This is a genomic window from Pseudoalteromonas simplex, from assembly GCF_015278155.1.
Lineage (GTDB): Bacteria > Pseudomonadota > Gammaproteobacteria > Enterobacterales > Alteromonadaceae > Pseudoalteromonas > Pseudoalteromonas simplex.
The window spans coordinates 1-12,303 of record NZ_JADILN010000008.1 but is presented as its reverse complement, the minus strand read 5'-3'; the positions used below and the strand labels follow the sequence as shown (position 1 = coordinate 12,303).

The following is a 12,303-nucleotide window of genomic DNA, read 5'->3' as shown; positions in this document are numbered from 1 at the left end:
AAAGCCCGCTAGCGTTCACTCATTGCCAGCGACGTTGCACGCAAAATTGGTTTGAATAAATACTCAAGAACCGTTTTTTTACCGGTAATAATATCGACTTGTGTAGTCATTCCCGGAATGATGGTTAGGTTGTCTGCAAAGTGATTACGATTTGTTTTAAGCTGCACTAAGTAAAATGTATTGTCTCTGTCATCTGTAATCGTATCAGCGCTGATATGAGTAACTTCAGCCTCTAAGCCGCCATAGATCGCAAAATCATAAGCACTAAATTTAATCATTGCAGCTTGACCTGGGCGTAAAAAAGCAATGTCTTTAGGTTGAATTTTAGCTTCAACAACCAATTGATCATCGAGTGGAATAATTTCAATTGCGTCGCTGCCAGGTTGGAGTACTCCGCCAACTGTGTTGACTAATAGGCGTTGAACCGTTCCATTGACGGGGGAGCGGATCTCCGTTTGTGCAACTTTATCAGCAAGTCCAGACTCAGTTTCTTTCATTGCATCAAGCCTGAGTAAGGCTTCTGATAGCTCATTACTCCAGCGATTTATCATGGCAAGCTCAACTTCGGTGACTTTGTTTTTTGCTTCATTTATAGCTGATAGGCTACGATTTATTGCCGCTTTTGTTCGATTTATTTCACCTGTATGTTCAACAATTTGGCGCTCTAAGCGAATTATATCTATGTCTGATACCGCACCTGTGCGAAGTAGGGGGCGAGTTACTGCTAACTCTCGGTTAGCTAAACTCAATGAATTTGTGTGTTGCTGTAATGCAGCCCTAGCTTCGGCATAATCTTGTCGACGCTGCTCTAATTGGCGTTTATGAATGGTAACCTGTTGCTCCAGTTCTTTGTTACTGCTTTCAAAAATAGCTTGTTCATGTAGAACCGCGTCCGGTGCTTGCTCTATCAAGCTGGCAGCAAATAGCAGAGGTTTTTTTTGCGTAAGTGCTCTTAATCGCTCAACTTTAGCAGTCAAAGACAGTACCTTAGCTTGGTTTTCTCTAAATGAAGAAATAAACCGTGTGGGATCAATTTTTATTAAAACATCACCTGCATTAACAACTTGTCCTTCACGTACAAATATCTGCTCGACCATACCACCATCGTACGACTGCACTATTTGCAATTTGTGAGATGGGATTACACGGCCTTCTCCTCTGGCTACTTCATCGAGATGAGCAAATCCTGACCAAACAATAAGCGCAACAATACTGATACAGATAATGTAAAGCAGTAATCGGGCACTTGCTGGTTGTTGCTGCATTTTTTCCCATTGTGCGTCAACGACCCAGTCTTGACTATTTGGCGGTGATAACCAACCGGAAAAAAGCTTAGAGAAAATAGAGGGACGTTTTGCTTTTTGCTTTTCCAGCACCTTGTTTAGATGCTCAAATGAGCGTTGTTCAATAGGTAAGTTTTTATTACTCATGATACTTTTCCTACTGTATGGTTATTTAAAGCCGATAACACCTGTGCCTTGGGGCCATCAGCAACCACTTTGCCGTTATCAAGTACAATGATGCGGTCTACCAGCTCGAGTAATGAGGTTCTGTGAGTGACGACAATTAAGGTCTTCTCTTGGCAGTTGCGCTTGATATTGTTAATAATTTTACTTTCGCTATTGTGATCAAGTGCTGATGTGGGTTCATCCATCAATAAGATGGGCGGATTGTTCAGAAGCGCACGTGCAATCCCAACAGCTTGGCGCTGCCCGCCAGAAAGTAGCCGGCCTTGTTCACCCACTTGTAGGTCAAAACCATCTGGGTGTGAGTTTATTAACTCAAATAATTGGCTTTGTTGACACGCAGATAAAATTTGCTCATCTTTAGCATGCCATGCACTAAGGGTGATATTGTCTTTAAGGGTGCCAAAAAATAAAGAAATTGTTTGTGGTACATAGCCAATGTTATGTCGTAACTCGGCAGGATCGATCTGATGGATATCATTATTATCTATTAAGATACTGCCAGAAGTTGGTTCATACAGGCCGAGAATTAATTTTTCAATTGTGCTTTTACCAGAGCCATTGCGACCAAGAATCGCTACTTTTTCACCAGACTTTATTTTAAAGCTAACACCACTTAATGCTTCATTGCTTTCTTGAGAGTACTTAAACCGAACATCGTTAAATTCAATATCACCCAGTAGTACAGGGTGACTTAGCCAGTGCTTGCCGGCTGGGCGTTCAACTTCATTATCCATAATTTCATTGAGTGAATGCATTGCAATCGCGGCATGATGAAACTGAGCTAGCACAGCAGCTGATTGGGTAATTGGAGCCATAGTACGCGACGAAAGTAAGTAGGCTGCAATGAGCCCTCCTTGAGTGAGGTCTCCGGAAATAATGAGATGTACGCCAACCATCATAATTATGACCCCAACACATTGCTGAACCCATGAACCTGCATTGCTGATAGAAGATGAAATTAAGCGGCTTTGCGCGTTAACGCGAGCAATGTAAATTGTTGATTTCTCCCAATTGGACTGAGTTTTACACTCACTATGAAAGCTTTTTACATCTTCAATGTTAGTTAAGCTTTCAACTAAAATTGCATTGCGCATAGAGCTTGCTTTCATTGTTTGCTCTGAGAGGCTTTCAAGCTTTCGGTGGGCTGCTAATGCGTAACAGAGCAATATCAAAGCCCCGACAATTATTGGTAAGCTTAATTCGACGCCAATGATCGCAATTACGATTAAATAGAGTAAAACAAAAGGTAAATCGACAAGCGCAATAAGGGTCATAGAGCTAAAGAAGCCTCTGACCGCTTCAAATGATTGAATATTACTTGCAAACGAACCTGCAGAAGCGGGGCGGTTTTTTAGTTTCATGCCAAGTACGCGTTCCATAATGACAGCTGAAACTTTGACATCAATACGACTTGCTGCCAGCTCCACAAAGTAACTTCGAACTAACCGTAAAATAAAATCTGCGGTGAGTGCAATTAAAACACCGCTTGCCAGCACCCATAGGGTTTCTACTGCATGATTGGGTACAACTCGGTCATACACATTCATAACAAAAAGTGGCATCGCAATTGATAATACGCCTAATGCGATGGCAGAAACGACTACATCTTTATATAAACTTCGGCACTCTTTGATGACTCCCCAAAACCAGCCATCTTTAGCTAATTTTTGTAGTACAGGGGAGCGTGCGTCAAAAGCGAATTCGGGCTGTGCATAAATAACCATTGCTGTGCTGCTATCAGCAAGTTTTGTAATACTGATTTTAACGGCGGAGTCATTTAGTTCAGGGTAGATGACCTCAGCGCTGTCGTTTTCGATATCAAGCTCAGTAATTACACAGGCTTTATTACCTTTTAGGATTAACACCGCAGGTAACAAAGCTGTATTAAGGTCGCATAGGGGTTTGTGAACAATTTTAGTTTTAAAGCCTATACGTTTAGCGGCACGTGAAAAACCTGACGGAGTCAATAAGCCGTTCTCAAGGGGTAAACCGCTTAATAATGTTTCACGAGAAAATTCTCGATCATGATAGCGGCATAGGGTTTCTAGACAGTCAACAAGGCTGCCACCATGATCTTGAGCATCAGTTTCTTGCATACAATATCCATACTTATACCAATGCGCAAAAATACTAAATTAAGCGAATTGGTATCAAATTCACCATGAGCTTTACGACCAGCCATCTTTCATGACTGCTGGGCGGCTACCTGCGTCGGTTATCACTGCTTCAATGCGACGATTTGCAGCATTTGCTCTAACTGAAATCTCATTTATTCTTGGTTGATCAACACCATAACCAAGCGATTTCACTCTGTTTGGGGCAATACCGTATTGCTGGATTAATATCTCAGCAACCGAAGATGCGCGTTCTTCAGAGAGCTTTCTATTGTGAAGGGCTGGTCCTTCAAGGGAAGCATGCCCTTGAATTTCAACATTTTTGTTGGGGTGTTCTTTTAAGAAATCAGCAAGTCGAGCTATTTCCTGCATATACTGAGGGCGCACAACACTTGAGTCTGCGAGAAAAGGAATGCCAATCTCTACATTACTCGTGTTGCTTCGATACTTTGTGCAGCCTTTTTCATCAACCTCCGTAAATGCAGGCGTAGATGGGCATTCATCTTGCGCATTTGCGATACCATCATTATCATCATCGGCAAATGTCGTAGCTGTTTCGACAGGAGTTGCCGGCATAGTTAAGTAGCTAGGCATAGCGGTTACTGTCATATATGCATTATCTTGCTGTTTTTTTTTCTGCAAGAATGCTTGTCTGCCAATCGTTGCAGCTACATCAAATTTTGGACAAATACTGTCTGCATTTAATGCAATTGGGTCATCAGTTAACTCTGTAATTTTTGGAAACTTGTCGGATGTAACGTTGAGCGTGTCGAGTAATTTCCCCATCTCCGCAAGCATAGTTAAAATAGCTGACTGTCTGTCATATAGAGCTGCGATATAAGAACGATTTGATTGAAATGCTTCATTTTCAGCGTCAAGCACATCAAGTAACGTTCTTTGGCCAATATCAAACTGGTCTTTATAGGCATATTTTACTTTATTAGATGACTCTTTATGACTAGCAAGAGAAGGGATCTTATTTTGTAAAACCTGCACATTGTTATAAGCAACTTGAAGGTTTTGTCTGATTTCAATACAGGTTTGGTCGCGCTGATATTTAGCAACATTAATCTCTTGATAGGCTTGATCAAGATTCGCACTGTCTAAGCCACCATTGTATAAATTGTAGCGAATATCTATACCAACTCTTGCCTCAGAGCGAGTTTCATTTAAACCTAACTCATCTCTATCTTGCATTCCGTAGCGTGCAGATAAATCTACATTAGGATGAAATGCGGAGCGTTGTGAATCAGCATTCGCTTTTTGCGCTTCGATATTATACAGAGACGCGTAAAAGTTAGGGCTGCTTTTGTAAGCTATATCAAGTGCTTGATTGATGGTGATGGGAATTGCATCATCACTTAGTCTTGCTTTTGCAGTTCCTTTTGTTGGCAGCTCTCCAACAATGCGTAAATAGCGAGCACTTACATCATGCAAGTTTGCATACTCTGTCATAACATTCGATTGCGCAAGCGAGAGGCGACCATTAATTTGTTCAAGATCTGCTGCTCTAGCAACACCAGCACCAACGCTTTGCTCTATTTGCTGATAGACAGCCTCGTGCTCTTTTAAGTTATTTTCAGCAAGCTCAACTAACTCAGTGAACTTTTGCACATCTAGGTAAGCAATACTTGCCTGAAGTGCAATTTTTTCAGCTTGATCAAGTAGTTCAAAATAACGTATCAGTTGAATTCGTTCAAAGCGTTTAACTGTGTTCGATGTTCTAAAACCATCGTATAGCATTTGCCCTAATGTGAGCTCTGCGGTATTGCGGTTGTATTCATCTTCAATACCGTAGTTACGTTTTTCATAACCTGCACTCGCGGATACATCGACGGTTGGTAAATAACCTGAACGAGCAGCATCAATGCCATACATTGATGCTTTAAATGCATGCCAAGCTTGTTGTACTTCTGGGTTAGATGAAATTGCTTTATCAGATACATAATGCAAAGGCATTACAGAGGTTTGTTCTGCTTGTGCGTCGAATACACTTCCATTCGCTGCAAACATTAAAATAAGTAAAGCGCTGAGCTTTTTGCTAGTGAACTGCTTGCTTATAGCCATATGATCCTCTTTTTAGACTAAATTTTATTCACGCTAAGTTAAGGTTTAGCCAACAATTTCAAATACTGCAAATGATACTTTTGTGTTGCTTTTAGTTTTTTATTAATTGTTTTGTTTATTCGAATATTAGTTAAATAGTGCTGTTTTTTAGTGTTCACCTGTACCATAGTCCAGTAACAAAGTGTTACTTGCTGGCTAAGCTTAAGTTATACAAATGTATTACTCATAGTTTGAGGAAAAGCAAATGGACGCAAATCAATTACTGGTTATTGATGTACAAGGTTCTGCAGGCTTAGTGCAAGCGGATGGTTCTATAAAAGCCCTCTCAGTTGGCGATGTCATAACGGTAGGAGATACTGTTGTTACCGCAGATAACTCGACCATATTAATTGATGTACAAGGAGAGTCGTTGGCGATCCCTGCCAATAAATCAGTGACTATAACCCCTGACTTGCTAGCAAAAGAGACGCAAGATAACTCAGAGAATACCCTTTTCGATGATAGTATCGACGAAGCCATTGCAAGTTTAAATCAACCCAATCAACTAACCCCAGAGCAACAAACAGGCACTGATATCAGTGATTTTTTAGATGCGCTTGAAGGGGGGGGAGACATTTTAGATAATTTAGAGGCGACGGCTGCTGGTGGAGGCGGTGGTGCTGCATCTGGCGGAGGCACCTCGTTTGTAGAGCTAGCACGTATCGCTGAAGGTATCGACCCATCTAGTTTAGCATTTGATGACAGCTTTAACGCTGATAACACTGGCATTTTCTCTCCTAGAGATACAACCGATGGTGTTGTACCAGATGATGAGTTAATTGCAACATTGAGTGTCAATGAATTAGGTCTTACTAATAATCCACAACCAGTTATATCAGGTACATCTGAAAACCTAGTAGGACAAACGGTCACGGTGACAGTAACCGACGCGAATGGTAATACCCAAGTTGTGACTGTTGTAGTCCAACCAGATGGTACTTTTGTAACCCCACCACTTGACCCATTACCTGATGGTCCAATCACTGTCGATGTGGTTGCTCTTGATCCAAATGGTGACCCTGTATCAGATAATATAGGCGCAAGTATTGATACTGTCGCGCCAGTTGTAACGATTGATACACTTACTGATTCAGCGATTCAAAATGTACTAATTACTGGCACAGTGTCTGGTATCAGCAGTGGTGATACTGTCACTATCACTGTTACAGACAGCGCAGGACAAGTTCAGGTAATAGCGACGCAAGTAGATGATCAAGGAAATTGGAGTATTACGACTGAAGCACTTGCTGAGGGACTTTATACAGTCGTTGCATCGGCAGTTGATGAGGCTGGCAATGAAGGCAGTGATAGTGAAAATGGTCTAGTCGATCTGACTGCTCCCGTTATAAGTATTGACACCATCGGCGAAACAAATGATACCACGCCAACTATTTCAGGAACGGTAAGTGGAGTCACTGTTGGTAGTGAAATCACTGTCGTGATTACTGGCGCAGATAATACAGTGCAAACCGTAACTGCAATTGTTGCCGAAGATGGTAGTTGGATCGTTGATGTGCCTGATGCACTTGTTGAAGGTGAGTTTACTGTAACTGCAACAGCCGTTGATATTGCTGGAAATGAGGCGCAAGCAACGACCACTGGTGTTATTGATAATACAGCGCCTGTGATTAGTATCACGCCAATTGATGATACGCAGGACACTACGCCAAATATCAGTGGTAATGTTGTTGGTGTTCAACAAGGCACACTTGTTACCGTTGTTGTCACTGATATTAATGGTCAAGTTCAAACATTAACAACGGTAACCGATGCTGATGGGAATTGGAGTTTAGATGTTGTCGCAGATCTTGCAGAAGGGATTTTTGACGTAAGTGCATCCGTAACTGATGCAGCCGGAAATACAGCTCAAGCTGACACCCAAGGGGTTGTTGACTTGACGGCTCCTGACATAACGTTAACAGCTATTGCCAATACAAATGATACAACGCCAACCTTTGTCGGGCGAGTTGAAGGGGTGCCAGAGGGCACCGAAGTTACAATACAAGTTGTTGATAGTAATGGTCAGTCGCAAACGTTGACGGCGCTTGTTCTTGCTGATGGCAGTTATAGTGTTGATGCAATAAGCCCTTTGCCTGAAGGCAGTTTTACGGCAATTGCTACCGTTAGTGATGCTGCGGGTAACTCAGCATCTGCAAATACGACAGGTACTGTCGCATTTTCTCCTATTTCAATCACAATTGATTCTATTGCTGATAGTAATGACACAACACCATTGCTGAGTGGGCAAACCGATGGCGTAGCTACTGGAACGACAATTTCGCTGACAATTACAGCAAGTGATGGGCGGATTATTAATTTACTCGCAATCACTCAAGCTGATGGAAGTTGGTCTATTCAATTGACAGAGCCTTTACCTGAAGGAGATTTTACAGTTGTCGCATCGGTATTAGATCCTCAAGGTAATGAAGCACAAGCAACCGCGATTGGTAATGTAGATTTAACAGTCAGTATTAATTTCATTATTGATACTAATGACACGACTCCAAGTGTATCTGGTTCAACACAAGATGTTGAACCAGGCGCAGTCGTTACTGTTACATTTACAGGAAGTGATGGAGCGACTGAAACTTTACAAGTTATTACCGATGCAAACGGTAATTGGACTGTTGAAGCAAGTACTGCATTGGCTGAAGGTCAATTCACAGTCACCGCGACAGTAACCGATGAAGTGGGTAATACAGCGACAGCAACAGAAATAGGGGTCATTGATTTAACCGATCCTACTATTTCAATCAATCCTTTAAATGATACTAATGACACAACTCCACTAATTTCAGGATCTGTTGCAGATGTACCAGTAGGAACGACAGTTACGTTAGTCATTACAGATAGTAATGGTGTTGTGCAAACGATAACAACCACCACAAATGCACAAGGTGTATGGCAAGTCGAAACTTTAAATGAGCTTGCTGAGGGAGATTATACTGTCACTGCAAGCGCAAGCGACGAAGCGGGTAACACCAGTTCAGCAACAGCGACTGGCACAATAGATTTAACTGCACCAATTATTAATATTAATGCAATTGCTGATAGTAATGACACCACGCCGACAATATCTGGCACAACACAAGGGTTAAATGCTGGTAGCACAGTTACAGTCACGGTTACCGACAGTAATGGGAGTGCACAAGTATTTGCAACTGTTACAAATGCCGATGGCAGCTGGTCGATTAATATTGATCAAGAGCTAGCTGAAGGCGAGTTCACTGTTGTTGCGCAAACTCAAGATGAAGCAGGAAATAGCGCACAAGACATTGAAACGGGTGTGATTGATTTAACTGCACCTACCATCACAATTGATGAGTTTAACGATTCTAATGATGTTACACCCATTATTTCAGGTGTTGTATCAGGGGTTGATGCTGGCTCGGTTGTTACGATCATACTCGTTGATAGTAATGGAAATCAGCAAATACTGACGACCACAGTTAATGCAGATAGCAGCTGGCAAGTTGGTGCAAATCAAGTGTTGGCTGAGGGTGAGTTTACAATTACCGCAACAGTGAGTGATCCTGCTGGTAATCAAGCTCAAGATACGACGACAGGGATCATTGATCTAACCGCGCCAATTATAAGCCTTGATAACTTAGGAAGTAGTGCTGACAACACACCTACAATTTCAGGCACAGCGCAAGGCGTTGCAGCAGGCACACCGGTCACTTTAGTTGTCACAGATGCAAATGGCAATAGTCAGACGTTTACTGCAATCACTAATGATAATGGTGTATTTAGTGCAGACGTACCAGGCAGCCTTGCTGATGGGCAATACACGGTTACCGCTACGGTATCTGACTTAGCTGGTAATCAAGCCTCGGATTCAGAAACGGGTACGGTGGATAGTTCATCTTTAACTATCTTAATTGATGCGTTAGGCGAAACAAACGACACAACACCCAGTATTTCAGGTTCAACATTAAATGCAACAGCAGGTGATGTGGTCACGGTGGTGATTGTTCCTGCTTTGGGTTCAAGCCAAACATTTACAACAACAGTTGATGCAAATGGAGATTGGAGTATCAATGTATCAGATGAACTTGCAGAGGGTGAGTTTACGATTGATGCCACTGTTACCGACCAATTTGGTAATACCGCAAATGATTCGATCACCGCAGTGGTTGATACGACTGCACCGCTTATTAGCATAGATACCATAGGCGCTATCAATGACAGTACGCCTCTAATTTCAGGCAGCTCACAAGGAGCGACGGCAGGTAATACAGTAACAGTTACTGTTGTCGACTCTCAAAATAATAGCCAAACCTATACGACAACTGTTGATGCTGATGGAAATTGGGCAGTGCCTGTTACAAGTGCAGTGTCGCAAGGGGAATTTACTGTAACAGCCAGCATCACTGATAATGCAGGTAATACAGGCACGGATACTGAAGTTGGTACGTTCGATGGAATTAATCCTTTATTAACGTTAGATTTTGATCCTTTGACTAATGACAGTACGCCGTTGATCACAGGCACAACTGATGTCACTGCAGGCAGTATTGTTACTGTCAACGTTACTGACAGCGATGGCGTGGTACAAACGCTTTCTGCGGTTGTGGCTGCGGACGGAAGCTGGTCAATCAGCCCTAATACGCCTCTAGCTGAAGGGGCGTTCACGGTGACAGCAAGTGTAGAGGATGAATCTGGCAATCAAACGCAAATCACTCAAAACGGTGTTGTTGATCTCACTGCTCCAATTATTACGATTGACAATTTGGGAACGGTCAACGATACAACGCCTACAATTAGCGGACAAACGAATGAGCCTGCGGGTAGTATCGTTACGGTTGTTGTCTCAGATGGTATTAACAGCTATGAATTTAGCGCAACCGTTAATGCTGATGGCAGTTGGTCTGGGGATGTGCCTGCAGAATTAGACGATGGCAACATCAATGTTACAGCGTCAATAACTGATGCTGCAGGCAATCAGGCCCAAGCAACGAATAGCTTTATTTTAAATAGTGCTGCGCCTAGCATTGCAATAGATGCAATCAACGAAACCAATGACACAACGCCAACTATAAGTGGCACCTCAGATGCCCCTAATGGCAGCGTCATAACTATAATTGTTGAAGACAGTAATAACAACAGCCAACAGCTTACTGCAACAGTGCAGAATGGTCAGTGGAGTGTAGAGATACAGCAAGCTTTAAGTGAAGGCACATTTACTGTTAATGCGTCAGTAACAGTTGATGGCTTGACCAGTGATGCTGCTGCTCAAGGCGTAATTGATGTAACAGCGCCGACAGTCAGTATTGATGCCTTAGTAGATAGCAACGATGTAACTCCGATCATTACGGGTCAGACGTCAGGTTTGGCGGCTGGTAGTGTCGTAACACTCACAATTACTGACAGTGCAGGAGCCGTTCAGACAGCATCTGTTGTTATCTCGCAAGATGGTTCATGGTCAGCAGAAGTTAGCAATGCGCTGGCTGAAGGACAGTATTCTGTATTAGCTGAGGTGGTAGATAATGCAGGCAATGAAGCGAGCGACTCTCAATTAGGTATCATCGATTTATCTGCGCCTACAATTAGCATTGATGCTATTGCCGATACAAATGACGTTACACCTACTCTAACGGGTCAAACAACAGGTGTACCGCAAGGCACGCAGGTAACTTTATTAATAACAGATAGTTCGGGTAATACCCAAACTTTAACTACTACCACATTAGCTGATGGATCATGGTCTGTTGATGCTGAGGTTATTATTGCTGAAGGAAGCTTCACTGTTGAAGCATCTGTGAGTGATGTTGCTGGAAACTCTGCTTCAACCTCGGCAACCGGTTTAATTGATTTAACAGCCCCTACTATTAGTGTTGATCCATTGTCAGATAGTGCTGATGTAACACCGCTGATCAGTGGTGTAGCGAATGGTGTGGCAACAGGTACAATTGTTAATTTAGAAATCACCGATAGTGCTGGTAATGTTCAAACAGCGACAGCGATTGTTCAAGCGGACGGCAGCTGGTCTGTTGAGCCTAGCGTAGCAATTGCTGAAGGAGAATTTACTGTTGTTGCTACAGTACAAGATACTGCAGGAAATCAAGGATCTGACACCGCAACGGGTAATATCGATACCACAGCACCAAGTGTATTCATTGATCCTCAAAATATCACAAATGATACAACCCCAGTATTCTCAGGACAAAGCTCAGGCGTTCCTGTAGGTACTGAGGTTAGACTAACGGTTACCGACAGTGCTGGTAATATTCAAACTTTAATTGCTATTACTACTGCTGACGGAAGCTGGTCAGTTGCTGCAACTGAAGTACTTGCCGAGGGTAATTACACTATTGAAGCAGAAGTTTCAGATGCGGCAGGTAATACTGGCACCGATAGTGCCACTGGTGAAATCGACATTACCGCACCGACGATTAGCCTTGATACCTTGGCCGATAGTAATGATGTGACACCGCTGATTAGTGGGCAAACCACTGGAGCGGCAGTGGGCAGCTTAGTGCTGCTTACTATCACTGACAGTGCCGGTAATGTACAAAGTGCGACAGCGACGGTGCAAGCGGATGGCAGTTGGTCTGTTGAGCCAAGTACGGCATTAGCCGAAGGTGATTATACCGTGGTGGCCACCGTGAGCG

General features: G+C 42.8%; 4 protein-coding genes. 1 reads left to right on the top strand and 3 read right to left on the bottom strand.

Translation table 11 applies throughout. The annotated features are described in order from the left end of the window. Positions 1–8: 8 nt before the first annotated feature. The 3 genes from IRQ78_RS14735 to IRQ78_RS14725 all read right to left on the bottom strand — a co-directional run bounded on the left by IRQ78_RS14735 (position 9) and on the right by IRQ78_RS14725 (position 5,650). Positions 9–1,430, bottom strand: a complete 1,422-nt coding sequence (locus IRQ78_RS14735; RefSeq protein ID WP_194442583.1) for an HlyD family type I secretion periplasmic adaptor subunit — start codon at positions 1,428–1,430, stop codon at positions 9–11. Beyond that, on the bottom strand, positions 1,427–3,565 hold the full coding sequence (locus IRQ78_RS14730) for a type I secretion system permease/ATPase (protein WP_166341760.1): 2,139 nt from the start codon (positions 3,563–3,565) through the stop codon (positions 1,427–1,429). The genes IRQ78_RS14735 and IRQ78_RS14730 overlap by 4 nt, the downstream gene beginning before the upstream one ends. Before the next feature lie 72 nt (positions 3,566–3,637). After that, positions 3,638–5,650: a TolC family outer membrane protein gene (locus IRQ78_RS14725; protein ID WP_228290594.1), complete on the bottom strand. Its 2,013-nt coding sequence runs from the start codon at positions 5,648–5,650 to the stop codon at positions 3,638–3,640. Positions 5,651–5,894: 244 nt separating this feature from the next. On the opposite strand from IRQ78_RS14725, the gene IRQ78_RS14720 reads away from it, so the two are divergent. Then, positions 5,895–12,303 (top strand): beta strand repeat-containing protein (locus IRQ78_RS14720; protein ID WP_194442582.1); only part of this gene is annotated, 6,409 nt, incomplete at its 3' end.